At 67.6% G+C, this 18,207-nt stretch carries 23 protein-coding genes; 6 read left to right on the forward strand and 17 right to left on the reverse strand.

Going from position 1 to position 18,207, the window contains the following annotated elements:
* Nucleotides 1–143 precede the first annotated feature (143 nt).
* Nucleotides 144–500 (forward strand): metal-sensitive transcriptional regulator, encoded by a 357-nt coding sequence (locus GTY58_RS21265; RefSeq protein ID WP_010985507.1) that lies wholly within the window; start codon nucleotides 144–146, stop codon nucleotides 498–500.
* Between the two features lie 101 nt (nucleotides 501–601).
* Here the strand turns inward: GTY58_RS21265 and GTY58_RS21270 are convergent, their stop codons facing one another.
* Together GTY58_RS21270 and GTY58_RS21275 are read right to left on the reverse strand one after the other, a co-directional pair.
* Nucleotides 602–787, reverse strand: coding sequence for a hypothetical protein (locus tag GTY58_RS21270; RefSeq protein ID WP_037650769.1), 186 nt, complete (start codon nucleotides 785–787; stop codon nucleotides 602–604).
* A gap of 154 nt (nucleotides 788–941) precedes the next feature.
* Nucleotides 942–1,775 carry a hypothetical protein gene (locus GTY58_RS21275; RefSeq protein ID WP_010985509.1) on the reverse strand — a complete coding sequence of 278 codons (834 nt, stop codon included), beginning with the start codon at nucleotides 1,773–1,775 and terminating at the stop codon, nucleotides 942–944.
* Between the two features lie 566 nt (nucleotides 1,776–2,341).
* Here GTY58_RS21275 and GTY58_RS21280 point away from each other — a divergent pair.
* Complete coding sequence (locus GTY58_RS21280) at nucleotides 2,342–3,919, forward strand: FAD-binding oxidoreductase (protein WP_010985510.1); 1,578 nt, start codon at nucleotides 2,342–2,344, stop codon at nucleotides 3,917–3,919.
* Between the two features lie 87 nt (nucleotides 3,920–4,006).
* Here the strand turns inward: GTY58_RS21280 and GTY58_RS21285 are convergent, their stop codons facing one another.
* From GTY58_RS21285 to GTY58_RS21305, 5 genes are all read right to left on the reverse strand, one after another.
* Nucleotides 4,007–4,705, reverse strand: a complete 699-nt coding sequence (locus GTY58_RS21285) for a phosphatase PAP2 family protein (RefSeq protein WP_010985511.1) — start codon at nucleotides 4,703–4,705, stop codon at nucleotides 4,007–4,009.
* A 193-nt stretch (nucleotides 4,706–4,898) separates the two neighbouring features.
* A complete protein-coding gene (locus GTY58_RS21290) occupies nucleotides 4,899–5,906 on the reverse strand; it encodes a bifunctional lytic transglycosylase/C40 family peptidase (RefSeq protein ID WP_010985512.1) in 1,008 nt (335 codons plus the stop codon).
* A 131-nt stretch (nucleotides 5,907–6,037) separates the two neighbouring features.
* Complete coding sequence (locus GTY58_RS21295) at nucleotides 6,038–7,762, reverse strand: serine/threonine-protein kinase (RefSeq protein WP_010985513.1); 1,725 nt, start codon at nucleotides 7,760–7,762, stop codon at nucleotides 6,038–6,040.
* Between the two features lie 22 nt (nucleotides 7,763–7,784).
* On the reverse strand, nucleotides 7,785–8,540 hold the full coding sequence (locus GTY58_RS21300; RefSeq protein ID WP_037650766.1) for a serine protease: 756 nt from the start codon (nucleotides 8,538–8,540) through the stop codon (nucleotides 7,785–7,787).
* A gap of 81 nt (nucleotides 8,541–8,621) precedes the next feature.
* Nucleotides 8,622–9,053 (reverse strand): ATP-binding protein, encoded by a 432-nt coding sequence (locus GTY58_RS21305; RefSeq protein ID WP_010985515.1) that lies wholly within the window; start codon nucleotides 9,051–9,053, stop codon nucleotides 8,622–8,624.
* 212 nt (nucleotides 9,054–9,265) lie between these two features.
* Between GTY58_RS21305 and GTY58_RS21310 the strand changes: the two genes are divergently transcribed.
* From GTY58_RS21310 to GTY58_RS21320, 3 genes are read left to right on the forward strand one after another with little or no spacing between them, the layout of a single operon-like run.
* A complete protein-coding gene (locus GTY58_RS21310; RefSeq protein ID WP_242432110.1) occupies nucleotides 9,266–10,111 on the forward strand; it encodes a helix-turn-helix transcriptional regulator in 846 nt (281 codons plus the stop codon).
* Between the two features lie 11 nt (nucleotides 10,112–10,122).
* Complete coding sequence (locus GTY58_RS21315; protein WP_171033171.1) at nucleotides 10,123–10,323, forward strand: DUF397 domain-containing protein; 201 nt, start codon at nucleotides 10,123–10,125, stop codon at nucleotides 10,321–10,323.
* Nucleotides 10,316–10,561, forward strand: a complete 246-nt coding sequence (locus tag GTY58_RS21320; protein ID WP_010985518.1) for a DUF397 domain-containing protein — start codon at nucleotides 10,316–10,318, stop codon at nucleotides 10,559–10,561. Before GTY58_RS21315 ends, GTY58_RS21320 begins: the two co-directional genes overlap by 8 nt.
* Nucleotides 10,562–10,582: 21 nt before the next feature.
* On the opposite strand, the gene GTY58_RS21325 is transcribed toward GTY58_RS21320, so the two are convergent.
* Genes GTY58_RS21325 through GTY58_RS21375 form a run of 10 tightly spaced genes read right to left on the reverse strand, consistent with a single transcriptional unit; the run spans nucleotide 10,583 to nucleotide 16,996 of the window.
* On the reverse strand, nucleotides 10,583–10,957 hold the full coding sequence (locus tag GTY58_RS21325; protein WP_010985519.1) for a hypothetical protein: 375 nt from the start codon (nucleotides 10,955–10,957) through the stop codon (nucleotides 10,583–10,585).
* A gap of 26 nt (nucleotides 10,958–10,983) precedes the next feature.
* Nucleotides 10,984–11,259 (reverse strand): hypothetical protein, encoded by a 276-nt coding sequence (locus GTY58_RS21330; protein ID WP_037650763.1) that lies wholly within the window; start codon nucleotides 11,257–11,259, stop codon nucleotides 10,984–10,986.
* Nucleotides 11,260–11,265: 6 nt separating this feature from the next.
* On the reverse strand, nucleotides 11,266–11,775 hold the full coding sequence (locus tag GTY58_RS21335) for an SUKH-3 domain-containing protein (RefSeq protein WP_237528850.1): 510 nt from the start codon (nucleotides 11,773–11,775) through the stop codon (nucleotides 11,266–11,268).
* A complete protein-coding gene (locus GTY58_RS21340) occupies nucleotides 11,775–12,392 on the reverse strand; it encodes a pentapeptide repeat-containing protein (protein ID WP_010985521.1) in 618 nt (205 codons plus the stop codon). The genes GTY58_RS21335 and GTY58_RS21340 overlap by 1 nt, the downstream gene beginning before the upstream one ends.
* Nucleotides 12,393–13,304, reverse strand: coding sequence for a hypothetical protein (locus GTY58_RS39735; RefSeq protein WP_010985522.1), 912 nt, complete (start codon nucleotides 13,302–13,304; stop codon nucleotides 12,393–12,395).
* 3 nt (nucleotides 13,305–13,307) lie between these two features.
* Complete coding sequence (locus GTY58_RS21355) at nucleotides 13,308–13,538, reverse strand: hypothetical protein (protein ID WP_037650762.1); 231 nt, start codon at nucleotides 13,536–13,538, stop codon at nucleotides 13,308–13,310.
* A 3-nt stretch (nucleotides 13,539–13,541) separates the two neighbouring features.
* Complete coding sequence (locus GTY58_RS39740) at nucleotides 13,542–15,866, reverse strand: hypothetical protein (RefSeq protein ID WP_010985523.1); 2,325 nt, start codon at nucleotides 15,864–15,866, stop codon at nucleotides 13,542–13,544.
* Nucleotides 15,863–16,252, reverse strand: coding sequence for a DUF6507 family protein (locus GTY58_RS21365; protein ID WP_037650844.1), 390 nt, complete (start codon nucleotides 16,250–16,252; stop codon nucleotides 15,863–15,865). The genes GTY58_RS39740 and GTY58_RS21365 overlap by 4 nt, the downstream gene beginning before the upstream one ends.
* 43 nt (nucleotides 16,253–16,295) lie before the next feature.
* Entirely contained in the window at nucleotides 16,296–16,610 is a 315-nt protein-coding gene (locus GTY58_RS21370; RefSeq protein ID WP_010986835.1) for a pore-forming ESAT-6 family protein, read from the reverse strand.
* Between the two features lie 53 nt (nucleotides 16,611–16,663).
* Nucleotides 16,664–16,996 (reverse strand): hypothetical protein, encoded by a 333-nt coding sequence (locus tag GTY58_RS21375; protein ID WP_010985526.1) that lies wholly within the window; start codon nucleotides 16,994–16,996, stop codon nucleotides 16,664–16,666.
* A gap of 758 nt (nucleotides 16,997–17,754) precedes the next feature.
* Between GTY58_RS21375 and GTY58_RS21380 the strand changes: the two genes are divergently transcribed.
* The gene (locus GTY58_RS21380) at nucleotides 17,755–18,063 is read left to right on the forward strand and encodes a hypothetical protein (RefSeq protein WP_010985527.1); all 309 of its coding nucleotides are present in this window, start codon (nucleotides 17,755–17,757) and stop codon (nucleotides 18,061–18,063) included.
* Nucleotides 18,064–18,207 lie beyond the last annotated feature (144 nt).

Consider the following 18,207-nt stretch of genomic DNA (forward strand, 5'->3'; position numbering starts at 1 on the left):
GGCCGTCCCCCAGTGTCGCCCATCGGGCACAGTGCTCAGCACGGGGGCGGCCGAGGCTTTGGCCAAGGGCCCTATACCCAGCAAAGTTGGCTACCATATACCCACCAGGGGTATCTGTCGCCCACGCTCAGCAGGAGGACGCGATGACGACCACCGAGGCCGGCGCGACGGTGCCCTCCGAGGGCACCCCGGCCGTGGTGACCGACCACGACCGCGGCATCCACGGCTACCACCAGCAGAAGGGCGAACACCTCAAGCGCCTGCGCCGCATCGAGGGCCAGATCCGGGGCCTTCAGCGCATGGTCGAGGAGGACACCTACTGCATCGACATACTCACCCAGGTCTCCGCCTCGACGAAGGCCCTCCAGTCCTTCGCGCTCCAGCTCCTGGAGGAGCACCTGCGCCACTGCGTCGCGGACGCCGCGCTCAAGGGGGGCGCCGAGATCGACGCGAAGGTCGACGAGGCGACGAAGGCGATCGGCCGTCTGCTGCGTACCTGAGATCCTCATCGGCTTCCAGGCCGTAACGCCTGACCTGCGCCCCGGCACACCCGACGGCCCTCATTTCGGTGGGGGCCGTGTTCGGTGGGGGCCGTGCGCGTCTATCGGCCGGGCTCGACCTCGTGGGCACGCTCTTCGGCCACTTTCAGCACCTCGTCGATGCTCTCCATGCTGAGCCGGTCCTCGTCGGCGGCCGAGGCCGCGATCATCAGATCGCCGCACAGCTCGATCTCGGCGAGGGCCACGTGGTCCTGAACTGCCGTACCGCCGACCGGAGCCACGCGCATCACCTCTTCCTGCCGTCACCGACTTCCTAGGGTAGGGAGCGGCCTACACAACGCGCATGGCACCAACGGACCATTTCCGGCCCGGCACATTCAGGCCCCGCACCCCCTTCTCCCCGGCCTGCCACGGCTCATTCCCGACCGGTCCCACGCCCTGCTACCCCTCCGCGATCTTCCCCGCGAAGATGTCCCCGGCCTCCGGGAGCCGTACGCGGACGGGCGCCCCGAAGGCGTACAGCAAGGTCGTCGAGGCGACCGCGACCGTGCCCTTGCGCTGCCCGTTGACGAAGCTGAACCGGTGCCGGATCTTGCGGATGCGCCCCTGGTCGTCGAGGTAGGCGTCGAACGGGACCGCGGCGGTGGCGAACCCCCGCGCCGCGGCCCTCAGCTGGGCCCGGTTCACACCCGACGCGCTCTTCGCGGCGAGGCCGAGATCGGCGGTCCCCCGATAGTGCCGCACCGGCTCCCCGGCGACCTCGGTCCTGCCCACGTACGTCGCCGTACGCGCCCCGCGCAGCAACTCGGCGGCGGCATAGGGATCGGTGACACCGCCGGTGACCAGATTGCCGTCGGAGAGCGAGGCCGTGTCCACGCGCACCCATTTGTCGGCGGGCACCCCGGCCCCCCGGTTCTTCATGAACAGGGCGCCGGGCGCGAGCAGCTCGGTGATCGACCGGTGTTCCCGGGCTCCCGCGGGATCCTGCGGCAGCAGCACCTTCAGCTGCCCGACCTGCCTGCGGTAGTCGTAGACGCCCTCGCCGCGAATGGTGACGCGGGTCCCCCCGGTGGCCATCTCCATCGCGGTCCGCGCCTTGGAACTGCCCGCGCTCACCAGGGCACCGGCGGCCTTGTGCAGCACCGCGACGGCGTCGGCACCGGCGTGCGCGTCCTCGGCGTCGGCCGGATCGCCCGCGCAGCCCCCCGTGCAGACGATGAGCCCCGTCGCCACGGCGACCGCCGTGCCCGTCCGCGTGTGCTGCCGCGCCGTCATCGTCCGAGTACCCCCAGCCGGTCCGTCCCGGACCCTCCTGTCGTCCGGTTAACGACGAGTAGGGGGACCCGTCACGCGGACACCGGGCCCATGACCGGGCAGCCGATTCCCGCGTGCTTGCCTTGGGTAACGTTGTTGTCGTGCCCCAGCCGGACCGCTCCGCTCCCGCCCAGGACCACCGAACGACCACGGTGGAACAGGGCCGCTTCTGCGTGGCCCGCTGCATCTGTGGCTGGCGGGGCCCGGCGCGAAGAGCCCGGAGCCTGGCGCGGACGGACGCCGAGGGCCACCCGGGCGCTTAGCGCCCGCCCAGGCCCGTACGCGGCGGCCCGCGGCCCGCTCCTGTACCGGTTCTCGGTCCGGTCGTGGTTCTCGGTCCTGTCGTGGGCTCGGTCCTGTCGTGGGCTCGGTCCTGTCGTGGGCTCGGTCCTGTAGCGGTTCTCACTGCTGGAGCGGTTCTCGCTCCTGTACCGGTTCTCGCTCCTGTAGCGGTTCTGTGGCATGCGCCGGTGGAACCCCCGGCCCCGGTGGCCCGTCTCGTTCCACGGGACCAACTGGAGGCACACATGCAACGGCGGACGTTCATAGGCGGCGGCGCGGCCGCGATAGCGGCGGCGGCCACGGCCGCGTGCAGCGCGGGCAACGGCGGGGGCGGGGACGCGAAGACCTCGGCGGCCGGCGAGGGCGCCGAGACCAGCGGCACAGCCATCCGCTCGGCCACCACCAGCAGCCGCGTCGCCGCGAACTGGACCGCCCTGGCCCGGGACCTGGATGGCGCCCTGGTCCGCCCCGGAGACCGCTCCTGGCCGGCCGCCCACCAGCTCTACAACACCCGCTTCGACTCCCTGAAGCCCGCCGCCGTGGCCTATGTGGCCCACGCCGACGACCTCCGCACCACCATGGCGTACGCCCGCGCGCACGGCGTCAAGGTCGCGATCCGCAACGGCGGCCACTCCTACGCCGGCTGGTCCTCCGGCAACGGCAGGCTGATCCTCGACGTCTCGAAGCTGAACAAGACCCGCGCGAGCGGAGGCACGGCGGTCGTCGGCGCCGGTTCGAAGCTGATCGACGTCTACCGCGCCCTCGCCGCGAAGGGCGTCACGATCCCCGCCGGCTCCTGCCCGACGGTCGGCGTCTCGGGCCTGACCCTCGGCGGCGGCCACGGTGTCGTGTCCCGCGCGTACGGCCTGACCTGCGACAGCCTCACCCAGGCGACGCTGATCACGGCGGACGGCAAGCAGCTCGTCGCGAACGCGACCGAGAACAAGGACCTCTTCTGGGCCCTGCGCGGCGCGGGCAACGGCAACTTCGGCGTCGTCACCGAGCTGCACTTCAAGACCCACCCGGCCCCGCAGGGGGTCTCCGCGTACATGACGTGGCCGTGGTCGAAGGCCGCGGCGGTCGTCAAGGCCTGGCAGGAGTGGGGCCCGGACCAGCCGGACGAGATCTGGTCGTCCTGCCACCTGGCGAACGCGGCCGGCGGCACGCCCACCGTCTCCGTCGCCGCGTTCTCGCTCGGCACCTACGGCGAGCTCCAGAACGCGGTCGACCGCCTCGCCGACAAGATCGGCGCCCCCGCGCGCAGCGTGTCGCTGAAGCGCCGCTCGTACGAGGAGTCGATGGAGGTGTACGCGGGCTGCTCGTCCTTCCCCACCGACGCGCAGTGCCACCTCCCCGGCACGACCCCCGGCCGCTCCCCGCAGGGCGCCCTGGGCCGGGAGACGTACGCGGCCCGCTCGGACTTCTTCGACCGCTCGATCTCGTCGGCGGGCGTCCAGACGCTCCTGAACCAGATGACGGCGGTACGCGGCGGCGCCGGCAGCATCGCCCTCACGGCCCTCGGCGGCGCCGTCAACCGCGTCTCGCCCACGGCGACGGCCTTCGTCCACCGCCGTTCGCGGATGCTGGCCCAGTACATCGCGAGCTGGCGCGCGGGCACGAGCGGCACGACGGCCCAGTCCTGGCTGACGGGGGCCCACGCCGCCATGCAGCGCCACGCCTCGGGCGCGGCCTACCAGAACTACACGGACCCCACCCTCACGAACTGGCGCAAGGCGTACTACGGAGACGCGGCGACCCGCCTGACCCGACTGAAGCACCAGTACGACCCGAACGGCTTCTTCACGTACCCGCAGGGGCTGTAGCGGCTGTAGAGGCTGGAGGCGCTTTTCAGGGGCTGTAGGGACCGCTCGGGCTTCGCCAGGACGGTCCCTACAGCCCCTACCTACGTCCTACGCCGCCAGGTCCCGCTCTTCCGTCGCTGTCCCCGGCCGCGTCCCCGGAATCAGGGTGTCCGCGGGCGCCGTACCGCGTGCCCGGATCAGCCACCCGGCCCGCGACGACCGCTCGACAGCCCTCATCACGGGAGTCAGCAGCGCCATGGCGAGCGGCGACAGCAGCAGCGCCACGGCGGTCCCCAGCGCGAACCCGCCCACCACGTCGGTCGGGTAGTGCACGCCCATGTAGACCCGGCAGAACCCTTCGAGCAGCGCGAGGCCGATGCCCGCGAGCCCGAACTTCCGGCTGGCGACGAAGAGCCCGACCGCCATGGCCATGGTGAGCGTGGCGTGATCGCTCACGAAGGAGAAGTCGGTCTTGCCGGAGACCAGGACCTCGAGCCCCTGATGGTCCACGAAGGGTCTGGGCCGCTCCACGAAGCCCCGTATCGGCACGTTCACCAGGACGGCGATGCCGGCGGCGAGGGGCGCCCACACGAGCGCGGCCACGGACGACGCCGCGTCCTCGCCGCTCCGCCGCCGCACGCCCCACCAGCACCACACCACCAGCAGCACCATGGCGAGAAGCAGCCCGTACTCACCGACGAACTCCATAGCACGGTCGAACCAGTGCGGCGCATCCTTGGCCAGGCCATTGATGTCATAAAGCAGGGTGACGTCGGGGTTCGACCCTGATTCGGCGAGAACAGCCATGGTGCTGCGGCCCCTTCGTCGTCATGTTCCTGCCGGCGCACCCTTTCGTACGCCGTTCGTCCCACCCCCGTGGTAGTCAGAACGCTCCGTGTACAAGGAACGCACAGTCCCCTCCACTACGTTCCACCCTCCACTGAATGATCACGGAGACGTTATCGAAGAGAGACTCATCGCCGCAGCTCAGGGGGTGGGTTCAGACGGTGGTCGGCAATGCTTTCGCGCCATCTTCGGTGACCCGCGTCGCCCCGAAATAGTCGGGAGTGTCGATGGGGTCGAAACGGATGACGGCACCCGTTCGCGGCGCATCGATCATGTATCCGCCACCCACATAAATCCCCACGTGTCGGATGGCCCGCGAATCGGTGAGGTCGTCCGAGAAGAAGACGAGGTCCCCCGGCAGCAGTTCATCCCGCTTGGGGTGCGGCCCGGCGTTGTACTGATCGTTGGCGACCCGCGGCAGCGTCACGCCCACGCTCTCGTACGCGGCCTTGGTGAGCCCCGAACAGTCGAACCGCCCACCCTGGTCAGCGGTCCCGTTCCCACCCCACAGATAGGGCGTGCCGAGCTTCTTCTGCGCGTAGTAGATGGCCGCGGCGGCTTGCTTGGAGGGGTCGACCCGGGTGACGGGAGCGGCGAAGCTCTTCTCGAGACTCGTGATGGTCTTCACATAGTTCTGGGTCTCCTTGTACGGCGGCACACCTCCGTACTTGACGACCGCGTAGGCCCCCGCGTTGTAGGCGGCGAGCATGTTCTCGGTCTGGTTCCCCGGCGCGTCCTTCACGTACGAGGCGAGCTTGCAGTCGTACGACGCGGCCGATGGAATCGCGTCATTCGGATCCCAGACGTCGCGGTCTCCGTCACCGTCCCCGTCGACGCCGTGCGTGGCCCAGGTTCCGGGGATGAACTGAGCTATCCCCTCGGCCTTCGCCGGGCTCTTCGCGTTCGGGTTGAACCCGCTCTCCTGATAAAGCTGAGCGGCGAGCAGCGCAGGATTGATGGCGCTGCACAGATTGCCCCACTTCTGAACGAGCGACTGGTACGCGGCCGGCACGGCACCCTTGGCGAGTCCGACGGACCCTTTGCCCACCCCGTTGGCGAGATTCCCCGCAACCACGTAGACGCCCACGACGAGCAGCATCACAAAGCTGAGCCCGGCCCCGACGGCAGCAAACGCCACGACCCACGCCTTACGCACCGTCAACCGCCCCTCACCGCCCAGGAGTCCGCCCCGTCAGTGTAGGAGCTGTGCCCGCGCGCCACGACGCTCTCGCGCAGGTGACACTTCCCCGCTCGCTCACATCCCAGTCGCCGGTGCCGTACGCTTCACCGCCTTCATCCCTGTCCGCCACGGAATCCCGTGCAACCGAAGCTCTCGTAGTCCGTCGGACTTCCCTTGACGTGATAGAAGACAGCCGTCCAGTCGCCCGGGTCATGGGTGACAGGGATCGCGTCCAAGGTCTCGCCCTTCCAGTGCTGCTGGAAGTCGTCCGGATAGGTGAGCTCGATGGTCCCGCCGGATTTCCAGTGCTTGTAGATGTCCACCGGCTTGCTGCTGTAGCCGATGGTCTTGTTCGCCGCCATCACCTCGTACGGTTTGCCCGTCTCGGAGTCGATGTCATGGGGCGGCTTCACGCCGACGGAGACGTAGTACGGCTCGGGCTTCTTGTTCTTCAGCTCCGCGTACTTGAACCGGAAGGAGATCTTCGCCTTCTCCTTGACATACGCGAGCTGCGGATCGTCCGCGTCCCGCGCGCTGTACTGGAGCTCCTCGGGCGCACTGACCGCACCGATCTGTGCACACTTGCCGATGCCGTTGGCAGCGTCGTCCGGGTTGTCGGAGAGTGTCCAGTTGTCGCGGGAGATCCGGTCGTTCTCGATGTACGCCGGAACCTTCTGCGACGCGGCGCCGGCGCTGCTCGAGGACGACGGCGAGCCGGACGCGCCACCGCCTCCCTTCGCGGACCCGCGGTCGTCGGGCAGCACCTGCCAGGCGACGATCGAGGCTGCGGCCAACACCACCGCGCCCACGATCCCGGCTACCAGCGGCCTACGCCACCCACGCGCCGCCGCCGGAGGCGGGGTGACCGGGGCGAGTGTCGGCACATAACCCGGCCCGACCGTGGGCCGATGGGCGGGGGGTGTCGCCATGCCGTGTCCCACGGGGACCAGACCGGCGGCGACAGCCGCCGGCAGATCGGGCGGCGCGGTGTCGCCCGTACCCGCCAAGGGACGGTAGAAGGGGTCCTCGGTGAGCGCGGAAGTCACCGCACACCGCGCGATGACGGTCTCGAGCCCCGGCCGTTCCACCGGGTCCTTCGCGACGCAAGCCTGGATCAGCGCGGCCAGTTCCGGGTCGACCCCGTCCACGTCGATGTCCTCGTGCACGGCCCGGTAGGAGACAGCATGTGCCGGGCCCGATCCGAAGGGGGGCCGTCCGGTCGCGGCGTTCGCGATCGTCGCGCCGAGCGCGAACACATCGGCTGCCGAGGTCACTTGGTTGTGCGTCAGCACCTCGGGCGCGGTGAAGCCCGGCGTGCCCGGGGCCAGACCGGTCTGGGTGAGCGCCGTGTCCGTCGTGTTCCGGGCGATACCGAAGTCGATCAGCAGGGGTCCCTGCCCCGAAAGGATCACGTTCTGCGGCTTCAGGTCCCGGTGTGTCACGCCGTATCCGTGCACGCTCGCCAGCGCTTCGGCCAGGGCCGCGAACAGTCGCCGCGCGCTGTCCGGCGGAAATGGTCCCCGCTCAGTGACCGCCCCGCCGAGCGTCGGCCCCGACACATACTCCGTAGCCAGCCAGTAAGGAGCCGCGTCCAGCGAAGCGTCGATCAGGTTCGCCGTGTACGCGCTGCGTACCGCCCCCGCCGTCTCCACCTCGCGCCGGAACCGCGCCAGCGCCTCCGGATGGTCGGTGATCTCGTCCCGGATCACCTTGATCGCCACGAGCCGCCCACCGGGCGAACGCCCCAGGTAGACCTGCCCCATTCCCCCCGCCCCGAGCCGGGCGAGCAACGTGTACGCGCCTATCCGCGCGGGATCCCGATCTCTCAGTCCTTCCACCGAACCGACTTTGTCACACTGGTCAGTTAGCCGCCGCCCGGTACAACGCGGCGGCTTCGTCCCCCAGCACAACGCTGTAGGAGACGTCGTCGGTGGACCCACCCTCCTCGTACCCGCCGATGACTCCGACGACCGCACCGTCCCCGTTCACCCAGGGACTGCCACTCGTACCGCCGGGAAAGGCGGGACACTCGATCCGCTGCTGCGTACGGCTGTGAACGGTCGGCTTGTTCGTACAGGTGATCGGCACGTCGAGGGACTTGGGATAGCCGGTGACGGTGACGGCGGTGGCCCCGGTGGCCTGCCCCGTGACGAACGCGTTCCCACCCACCAGATCCTCGACCTCCAGCCCACCGAGGTCCTCCACAACGGCGAAGGCGACATCGCTGTCCTCGTCCTGGCCCCCGCTCCAGGCGTCACCGACGTACGTCTTCGTGACCTGCCAGACCCCGTACGGCGCCTGCCCGTCCCGGTACCCGGGCACGAACCACGTCTTCCCGCCCCCGTCCACACAGTGTGCGGCGGTGACGATCAGGTCATGCGCCGTGCTGCGCACCACGGAGGCCGTACAGAAGTGGTTGCCGAGGAGGTCGCCGTCCCCGCCGAAAAGCGCACCCACACGGACCATCTGCGGACTCGGCTCCGCCTGCACGGTCACCCCGAACGGCCCGGGCCCGCGGTCCGCGGCGGCCACGGAGGAGGTCGTGAGCGCCAACAGCACCACCGCGCCGAACAGCGCGAGCCGGCGGGCGCCAGGGGGGCGTGCGATGCGCTTCATCACGCGCCACTGTGTCCCACCGAGGTGAGAAAGGCGTTGCGAGCGCCCGAAAACATCCCCACGAGCCACCCCTGCCGCGGCTCACCCCACACATTCGGCCCACAACAGCTTTCCGCCCTTCGAGACGCCCAGCTCCCGCAGCACGGACACGCCCCACGAATCCGCGCAGGCCCGCACGAGCTGAAGACCGCGCCCGTTTTCGGCTTCCTGATCGGGTACGACGACGGAGGCGCCCTCCTGCCCGAACCCGGGCGGAACTCTCGGATCGGTGTCCCACACGGCGACACGCAGCCGGTCCGGCTCGGTCGAACGAATCCGCAGGGCGTACGGCCCCTTGGTGTGCAGATGCGCGTTGGTGAGCAGCTCCGAAGCCAACAGCTCGGCGGTGGGCGTGAGTTCGGCGAGACCGTGCGCGGCGAGGACGGTACGGAGGGTGGCGCGGGCGATACCCGGTGCGCGTGGATCGTGCGGGAGTTGAAGGGTGTAGGCCCAGGACGGGGATACGGTTGCCATCGGAAGTCTCCGATCACGGAGGGGAGTTGGACGGTGACGTTGTCGTGACGGTGCCCAGTGACCGCGGCCGCTCCGTCGAGCGGGGTACTTCTGGGCGGCGGCGCCGAGCACTAAGGTAGCGACGTCTGGTAAACACATTCACCAGTTCTCGGGAATCTCATTCACTTCCACCCATGTGGGTGACGATGCACGGCAGGGAGGCGGAAGACGGCGTGAGGAGCAACCCGACAGGACGCCAACTCCGCTTCGGCGCGGAGCTGCGCAAACTCCGCGAGCAGGCGGGCCTGAGCGCCACCGACGCCGGTCAACTCCTGGGCATCAAGCAGACGCAGGTCAGCAACATGGAGGCCGGACGCGTAGGCGTGAGCGCCGATCGGGTACGCACGCTGGCCTGCCACTACGAGTGCTCGGACAAGGCCCTGGTCGAGGCGATCGCGGCGATGACCGGCGACCGCACACGCGGCTGGTGGGAGGAGTACCGCGAAATCCTGCCCGTCGGCCTCCTCGACCTCGCGGAACTCGAACACCACGCCACGCGACTGCGCACCGCGGTGACCGTGCACATCCCGGGTCTGTTCCAGACCACGGAGTACGCCCGCGAGATCTTCCGCCAGGCCGTGCCGGAGCTGCCGCAGCCGGACGTCGAGCACCGGGTCTCGTTCAGGATCAAGCGGCAGGCGATCCTCTTCCGTGATCCCCCGACACCGCACCAGATCATCGTCCACGAGGCCGCCCTGCGCATGAGGTTCGGTGGCTCGGACGTCACTCGCGATCAGCTGAAGTACCTGACAGCCATGAACGAGCGGGAGCACATCTCGGTCCAGGTCATCCCGTTCGACACCGGCGTCCTCCCCGGCTCCGGCCAGTCGATCTACTACGCCGAGGGACCCGTGCCGCAGCTCGACACCGTGAACCTCGACCAGTCGCACGGCCCGGTGTTCCTCGACGCGGGGGCCCAGCTGCGCAAGTACCGAGGGCTGCTCGACCGCATGGAATCCGCGGCCCTCTCCCCCGAGGACTCGCAGAAGTTCATCCACACCATCCTCAAGGCCCTGTGAGGGAACCTACGATGCCCACCACCAAGCTGACCTGGCAGAAGTCGTCGTACTGCCCCGAAGGCAACTCCTGCGTCCACATAGCCGCCGACCCGTCCACCGAAACCCTCCACCTCACGGAAACCGGCGACTCCACCGGAGCGATCCTCACCACCACCCCCACCGCATTCCGCACCCTCCTCCACACCCTCAAGAAGGAAACGCACCGTGGCTGAAGTGCCCTCGAACCTCACCTGGGTCCGCGCCGCCCCGGACGACGCGACGGGCCCGGGCCCCTGGATCGAACTCGCCTTCGGCGACAACGACCTGGTCTACATCCGCGAGACAAGCGACCCGGAAAACGTGGTCACCACGACCCAGCGCAAGTGGGACGCGTTCGTACTGGGCGTACAGGCAGGCGAGTTCGACCACTTCGTGGAGGGCGTGGAGAGCGCGGCGGCGGACGAGAGCTGACGTCCGCCGACGAAAGCACGGTCACCCCCCGTCGGCGTGCCCGTCGGCATGCCACTCTTTCGTCAGCTTTCCGTCCTCGTCCCACTCGCACCGTGCCAGCTGACGCGCCCCGTCGTCACTCATGACCATCCGCACCGCGAGTGTCCCGTTGGCGTGCCACGTCCTCCACACTCCGGCAGGGCTTCCCGTGCGGAGTGTTCCCTCGGACTGCCGCGTGCCGTTCTTGTGCCAGGAGCGGCTGGGCCCGTGCGGAAACCCGTCCGCGTAGGAAGCCAGACTGACGCGAACGCCTCCCAGGTATTCCTCGACCTCGCCGGTGAACAGCTCACCTCGGTACAGCAGCCGCAGGCTCAGATCCATGTCGACCTCAGGGTCGTCGATGTCGATCCGCTTCATCTCGTCAAGCTACCGGCCGCCACCGCTCATTCAAGGGCCAGATACTCGGCTGACGGCTCAACCAGCTCGGGTCGCTCCACCGGGTACCGATACCCGTGAATGGCCAACATCGCCCAGTGCCACGCCTCGTCGTGGAAGACGAGCCCCCGGTACGGCGCATCACCTGGCTCGTACGGGTAGTGCGCCACGGCCGCCTCCCAAGCCTCCGTCACCGTCAGCTGCCCGTACCACCGCATCACCCACGCGTAGCCGCGCCGCTCCCCCTCCAGACACTGGAGGTACTCGGCTTCACTCCACGTCACGAGAATTCACTGGACATAGAAATCCTCCGCGTCGAGATCCGGAAGCCCTTCGACGAACCGAGAAAACGCATCAAATGCGTCGGCTCCCAAGTAGTAGCCCCCCGTGTGGTGCAGATGGAACAAGCGCCCTCTTCCATCCACCAAGAGGATCCCAAACTCCGAAGCTTCGTATCCCACAGGAAACAGCTCCACCCCAAGGCCGGCGCCAAGCTCCTTGATATTCCCTGCGTCTCCGTCATAGCCGATGGTCGGCTTCATGACCCACGCACATCCTGAGGCCTTCGGATGATCCAAACGAAGCATTCCGTAGGTGTGGATGAAACGGACTGCAGCCGAAACCGGCGTGAGAGGCACACCTTGGCGCTCCGAGTCCTGTAGACGCACCCTGACCAGCTCTTCAGCCTGCTCACCGATGTCACGCCCAGGAAACCAACCACGCTCAGTGAGCCAGCCAAGCACTTCCTGTGTCGGCTGCCCCGAAGCCATACCTGTTCCGTTCTCCACTCTTGCCTGCATCAAGAAAGTACGCGAATGTCTCCACCCTTGGCTTTGATCCAGCCTCCAAGTGCGGCACCGGACAGCTCTCGGGAGACGTCCCCCTCAACAATCGCCGCCGGTCCGAAGACCGATCCGGACGCGCCGTCGATCTTGGTGTTCTGATCCAGCGTCACCTGAAACGAATTCTCCTGGAACATGGCATTACTGAGATCCGCGGAACGGAGATTCACGCCCAACAGTGACGCGCCCCTGAATTGTGTTCCGCGGCAGCTTGCGCCCGACGCGTCGACATCGCAGAGGGAAGCCTTCACAAGGTTGGCCAGGTCAAGCGTGGCATCCCGCAAGACCGCGTCGTCGAGGTTCACCCGAACCAACGAGCACCCCGTCAGATCAGCTCCACTGAAGTCGGCGCCCTGCGCATCCGAGCGGTACAACTCCGCCTCCACAAGTCTCGCGTTCACCAACTTCGCGTCGGTGAACCACGATTCGGAGAAGTCACCATAGGAAAGATCCGCGCCGGTGAGGTCGAGACCTACAGCATCGAGACCGCCCGCACCGGCGTCGATCCACTCGCGCAGACGCTGGGACGCGGTCCTGCCCTCCGGGAACTTGCCCGGAGTCCAGTCTTTACACAACTAACGCACACCCGTCAGTTTCTTGGTCACCGCCTCGATGAACGCGGCCGCCTCCCGTTCGGAGATCTGCACGTGATCGACGTCGTTGTGACCCAACTCGTAAAGACGCAGGTACTCCGTCGGCTCCCAGCGAAGATTGCGGGTGAACGCCTCGTCGTGTGTCTCGGCCTCCCTGCCGACCAGGCGCCGGCGCAGAATGCCGCGCGGGCTGCTACGGGGATAGCCCTCACTGATCTTCGCGTAGTACGTGATGCGTCCCTCTGCCCAGGCGTCGAGGGCGTCGAGTGTGCTCGGGGCCAGCGAGAGGAACGGCTCGGCGTTGAGGCTGGAATCGAAATTCCCGTACGGGATCATCACCCCGTACAAGTCGATGAACTCCTCGATCGAGTAACCACCACCTCGCCCGTACATAAGGAGCAAAGGCTCGTACGGATCCGGAAGTGCAGGAAAATCATCCCCTCGCACGGCTCGCAGCGCCGCCCAGCGCACGGCGCCTCGGCACGTCCTTGCCGTCGACGGGGTGCCGACGTTGTGCGCGAGATACTCCTCCAGCTCGGACGCGACTTCCGGGTCCAGCTGGAACGTGGGATCGAGGAACTCCGTGACGTCGAAGAAAGGCCACTCGGCCTCGGCCCCGTACGCCCGTGCCCACAGCGCCGCCCGACGCATGTACTCCCGCATCAGCAGAGCACGAGAACGGGTGTGGCTGTTGGCCACGTCCCAGTCGCCGTGCCAGTCGACCGCGCGCAGGCGCTCCAGGACCGCACGTGACAGCTCGGCACTCACTTCAGTGAGCAGGTCTACAGCATCCAGACCGCCCTCACCGGCGTCGATCCACTCGCGCAGACGCTGGGACGCGGTCCTGCCCTCCGGGAACTTGCCCGGAGTCCAGCCTTCGCACAAGTAACTCACCTGCTACGACTGCACCAGAAGCTTCTCAGGCGCAGCACCATCCCGGGCCCACGCAACGGCAACCTTTCTCGCCACTGCCCGGTAAAGCATGTCTTCCACACCATCTTCGGCAGAGGTCGTCTCGGTCACTTTGCTCAACAGCATGGTTCGCTCATTGCCGCTGATGTCCGTATACCTGTAGCGGACCTGCTCATCGTCTTCCTGAATCTTTTCGATGCGTGCGTAAAGGGCCATCGATCAGTTCTCCCACGTGTAGTTCTCGCGCCGGGGCGGCTCCATGTGACTTGCCCAGTCCGCGATTTTCGTGGCAGCGGCATGCGCTTCGGCGTACGTAGAGCCTGGGTGAGCCTGATAGTACCGATGCTCCGCAAGCTCGTGCTCCAGCAGGAGCAGGTCAGACTCCGTGTGCGTGCCCGACCTCAACCTGATCCAGGCCTCGGCCATATCAGGGTTGGCGTCATACCGAGCGTGAACTATGTCGCCGTCCACCGACTCCAGAGGGTGCTCCTCAGTGAAGACGTGATGCTTGATGGCCTCGATTTCTTCACTGGTGAATCCCGTTCCCCCATCGATTCGTGGGGCGTCCTGCAGATGCGAAGCCATGGCATCGACGTCATCCGCGTCACGAATGGCGTCGTATGCCTCTCCCGCCCATTCCTCGGTCTTCATATAGCTTCGAACGCTGCCGTTGTCCGGCGGACGAACGGCACCGCCCGTTTGACCGGGTACAGCCTCGCCACCATGGGGGTGGCCCGGCGCTGACGAGTCGCTGCTCGGCGTCTCGGCGTGGGTGCCGTCGTGATCGCCCGTGTGGGCGGCGTCGTCGCCGTGACCGGCCATGTCGTCGGTGTGCCCGGCCCCGTCGTGACCTGGCCCGTCGTGACCTGGCCCGTCGTGCCCGGGCCCGTCGTGACCGCCGCCATGGGACGCGTCGTCCGCGTGGCCGGCCGGGGTGTCGTGGCCCGTGCCGTGCGGTGCGTCCGGCGTGTGGCCGCCGCCGGCCGGGAGGTCGTGGCCCGAATGAGGTGTGCCGGACGGGAGGTCGTGCCCGCTGTGCGAGCCCGCGCCGACCAGGGCCGGTTCCTTGACTGGGGACTCCACGTGCGGGACGTCCGACCCGGCGGCCGGGTGGCCGCCGGTGGCCGGCTTGTCGACCACGTCGGTGGGCGCGTTGTCGACGTTGTCGACCACGTTGCCCTGGTGGTCGAGGATGTTGCCGTTCGGGTCCAGGTACTGGGCCGGGGCACCCGGCTCGGTGGGCAGTTTCGTCGTGCCCTCGGGGAACGCCGGTGTGTCGTCGGGGAGTTTGAAGTTGCCGTCGGGCAGCTTGACCGCGCCCTCCGGAATCGCCGCGCCCTCCGGGATATGCACCGACCCGTCGGGGAGTTTGAGTGCGCCCTCCGGGAGAGTGATCGCGTTGTCGGGGAGCTTGGGGATCTCGATGTTGCCGATCCCCTTCAGGCCCTTCGCGATGTCACCGATCTTCGACAGACCCGCGCCCGCGCCCTTGGTGATGTACGTCATCGGGTCGATGAACTTGCCCGCCTTGCCCGCCACGGACAGCACCTTCGCGACCGCGCCCGCCTTCCCGGCACCAGCCGCGGCACCACCCGCACCGCCGGTAAAGACGGTGGTCAGCACATTGAAGGTGACCGCACCGGCAGCACGCCCGGGGTTCTTGCCCCACTCGTCCCACGCCACCAGCGCCTTGCCGGTCTCCTTCATCGCGGTGCGCGAATCCCGCAGCCAGGAGGGCAGCTTGTCGTCCGGCAACGTCCAGAACAACGCGCTCGCACCCGGAATCGAGGAGATCGCCAGACCGGTCGCGAGCTGCGCGAGGCCCTTCCAGGCCTGCCCCATCGCGTCCCAGCCGCCGAACCCGACCAGCGTGCCCAGACCCTTGATCGTGCCCCAGACGCCGTCCACGATCAGGCCGTCCCACACGAACGACTTGACCCAGTGCCCGACCTCCCAGACGTGATGCTTCTCCTCCATCGGGTCACCCCAGGGAAGCTTCGCGTTCTTCAGGTCGTCCGCGTTGAACCCGTACTGGTCCTTACGGTCCGAACCGTCACCGGCCACCATCTGCGTCCCACCGAACAGCTTGGTGATCGCGTTGTGACAGGTGCGCTCCGCAGCCCAGAACGCCGCGACGGTCGCCGTCACGTCATCCCGGATCTTGTTGTGCTTGTCGATCTTGTCCTCGTCGTACTCCCAGTCGTCGTCGTCCTTGACCGAGCTGACGAAATTGGTCGCGTCGATCTTCAGCTGCTTGAGCTTGTCGACGAGGGGGCGGATCTCGGTGCCATACGACGACAGGGCACCGGACACCTTCTCCAGGTCATCCGCGAACCCGTCCGCCCGGTCCGCCACCGGCTTCGTCGACGCGAACAACTGCTCCGCCTCCGGCGCCGTGTAGTACGCCGCAAGCCCCTGGAACTGGGAGTGCACGTCCTTACCGGTGGAACGGATGTGCGACGCGTCCGTCTTCAGATCGCCGTACGCGCTCTCCAGCAGCGCCAGATCCCCCGTGTACTGCGGAATCGCCTCCGGCTTGATCACGACGTCTGCACCCCCGGCTTCATCGGATCAAGATCCGGCGCCGACAACGCCTTGCGCTGCGCCTCCGCGGCCATCTCCTGATCCCCGTTCAGATACGCCGTCGTCGCATCCACCGCACCCTGCAACGACTTGCCCGCCCGCGCGGCAATGAACTTCAGGTCGGTGGCCGCGTGTTCCGCGTACTGGGACAGAGCAAGCGCCACCAGACCCCCGGCCGCCTTCTCCCCGCCCCCGCCGCCCTCGGCGGAAATGGTGCCGGCGTTCGTCGCCGCCGACGTCAGATGCTCCCCGTACGACTTCGCATGCGTCTCGATGTGCGACGCCGTCTCACCCGTCGTCTTCAGCACACCCTGAATACCCTGCGGCTTCAGATCCCAGCCCGACACCACAACCCCCGTGAAACGTAAATCCCCGACAACTACCGCCGGATCAGCCGATGTTGTCGACCGCCGCCTTCGCCTTCGAGATCGTCGACTGCGCCGTCCCGTCGTTCTTCTCCAGCGTCGTCTTCAACAGCTGGATAATGCTCTTCACCTCGGTCGACGCGCGATTCCACCGCAGTTCCTTGCCGTGGTACTCATCCGCCACACCATCAGCCGCGAAATCCGACATCGCCGCCTTCACCTGCCGGTCCCGCGCCGCGATGACCTCCTCCAACCGGCCGATCACCGCCTGGATATTGCCCTGCGCATCCGCCGACGCACCCGTGTCGTACGACCGACGATCCGAACCCGCACCAGCCATCACACACCACTCCCCGTCAAAAGAAGATCAACCACAGCCCGGCCCACCCAAGCTCAACGCCCGGAGAAACGCGCCCCGTCGAAGTTCGCCGCCTTCTCGTTCGTCCGCGCGTTCTCGCCCTGCTCCTGATCACCCGAACCGAACGCCGACTCCATCCCCGACTGACCGCCCAGAATCCCCGAGAGCGCCGAGTTCAAGCTCGCCGTGATCTCGTCCGACCGCCCCTTGAACGAATCGAACGCCACCCGGCCCGCACCGTTGAACTTCCCCTCCAACGGCTGCGCGGCCTGCACCAACTGACGAATCAACGTCCCCAGATCATCACTCGACCCACGCGAGTTACTGATCAACGTCGACAGAACCTGCGACCCCATGTCGAACTTCATCCGGACTCCCCCTGACTGCTCGACTGTCCGTCAAATACCACGGTTCATCGTTCATCACCGTGCACTGCACACGCAACCGTCGGCCGTAACAGGCTTGCCACAGCGAACAGAGGAAACTGTCGCAACGCGTCTGCCAGGACCGCACGCGGACGGAAACCGAACCAGGCGGCCCGCCTGAGACCTGACAGACCGACACGTACGGCGACAGCACCGTCCGGGTGACCTACGACGGCCCGACCGGCTCGGGCACCTGGAGCGAGTCACGACCTCCAAGTGCCGGCTCCGGGCAAACGGGAACCAGCCAAGACGCACGCGGGGACGTCCGGCGGCACACCGACGGGCCGCGGCAACCAGCCGCGGCCCGTTGCGCCATGCCCTGGAGTAAGGGGATAACCTTCCGCACAGACGGGTGACACCCGGACGGAACGGGTCGGATTCTTCTCGGATCGCGTCGGCGGCGGGAACGGCCGGCTCGGCGTAGAAGGGCATAACGACGGAACCACACGACAGGTTCCGCTTCGACCTCATTGCCCGGCGTGACCTGCCGTGATACACAGAGTGACCATACGACCCCGCGCATACCGTCCCGCGCTCCCCGCCAGGGGCCGGCACAGGCCGAAAGCAAGGGATACACAAGAAACCCGCCAATCAATGACGCCAAGTCGACATACGACAGCGTCATTGTCGGCGAGAATGGGCCCGACCTCTGCGCACCGTGGCAGAGGGCGCAGAACTACCCACTAGGGGCGGTGACTTACATGTTCCTTGCAGCCGATAAGGGCGACATCACCACAATCATCGGCGGGATCGCCCCGGACTGGGGTCCCTTCGGCAGCCTGGGCAACGAGGCCAAGGTGATGATCGAGGTCGTGATGGCGGTGGCCATCCTCCTCTGCCTCGGCATCGCGATCTGGGGCGCCGCCAAGCAGCGCATCGGCGCGACGGCCCTGCGCGACACGTTCAGCGCGGAACAGGGCAAGGGCCTGATCATCGCGGGACTCACCGGAGTCTTCATCATCGGTTCCCTGGGCACGCTGTTCACCATCGTGTACGGCATGGCCGTCTAGGCCCGGCCCCGGACCGCCACGCCGCCGCGCGCCCGGTTCCCCTCCGACCCATCCGTCCGTCGCGCCCACCGGCTGAGGTTGCGTTTCCCTGATGTCGAGTCACCACACCGCGCCCGCGCGGCAACCAGCACGGCTACCGTCGTA

The organism is Streptomyces sp. SID5469, assembly GCF_009862865.1.
Taxonomy (GTDB): Bacteria; Actinomycetota; Actinomycetes; order Streptomycetales; family Streptomycetaceae; genus Streptomyces; species Streptomyces avermitilis.

Excerpts from the sequence above, each read along its gene's own strand:
- GTY58_RS21265 (WP_010985507.1), top strand. The coding sequence starts at position 144 with ATGACGACCACCGAGGCCGGCGCGACGGTGCCCTCCGAGGGCACCCCG.
- GTY58_RS21270 (WP_037650769.1), bottom strand. The coding sequence starts at position 787 with ATGCGCGTGGCTCCGGTCGGCGGTACGGCAGTTCAGGACCACGTGGCC.
- GTY58_RS21275 (WP_010985509.1), bottom strand. The coding sequence starts at position 1,775 with ATGACGGCGCGGCAGCACACGCGGACGGGCACGGCGGTCGCCGTGGCG.
- GTY58_RS21280 (WP_010985510.1), top strand. The coding sequence starts at position 2,342 with ATGCAACGGCGGACGTTCATAGGCGGCGGCGCGGCCGCGATAGCGGCG.
- GTY58_RS21285 (WP_010985511.1), bottom strand. The coding sequence starts at position 4,705 with ATGGCTGTTCTCGCCGAATCAGGGTCGAACCCCGACGTCACCCTGCTT.
- GTY58_RS21300 (WP_037650766.1), bottom strand. The coding sequence starts at position 8,540 with ATGAAGCGCATCGCACGCCCCCCTGGCGCCCGCCGGCTCGCGCTGTTC.
- GTY58_RS21305 (WP_010985515.1), bottom strand. The coding sequence starts at position 9,053 with ATGGCAACCGTATCCCCGTCCTGGGCCTACACCCTTCAACTCCCGCAC.
- GTY58_RS21315 (WP_171033171.1), top strand. The coding sequence starts at position 10,123 with ATGCCCACCACCAAGCTGACCTGGCAGAAGTCGTCGTACTGCCCCGAA.
- GTY58_RS21325 (WP_010985519.1), bottom strand. The coding sequence starts at position 10,957 with ATGAAGCGGATCGACATCGACGACCCTGAGGTCGACATGGATCTGAGC.
- GTY58_RS21335 (WP_237528850.1), bottom strand. The coding sequence starts at position 11,775 with ATGCAGGCAAGAGTGGAGAACGGAACAGGTATGGCTTCGGGGCAGCCG.
- GTY58_RS21355 (WP_037650762.1), bottom strand. The coding sequence starts at position 13,538 with ATGGCCCTTTACGCACGCATCGAAAAGATTCAGGAAGACGATGAGCAG.
- GTY58_RS21370 (WP_010986835.1), bottom strand. The coding sequence starts at position 16,610 with ATGGCTGGTGCGGGTTCGGATCGTCGGTCGTACGACACGGGTGCGTCG.
- GTY58_RS21375 (WP_010985526.1), bottom strand. The coding sequence starts at position 16,996 with ATGAAGTTCGACATGGGGTCGCAGGTTCTGTCGACGTTGATCAGTAAC.
- GTY58_RS21380 (WP_010985527.1), top strand. The coding sequence starts at position 17,755 with ATGTTCCTTGCAGCCGATAAGGGCGACATCACCACAATCATCGGCGGG.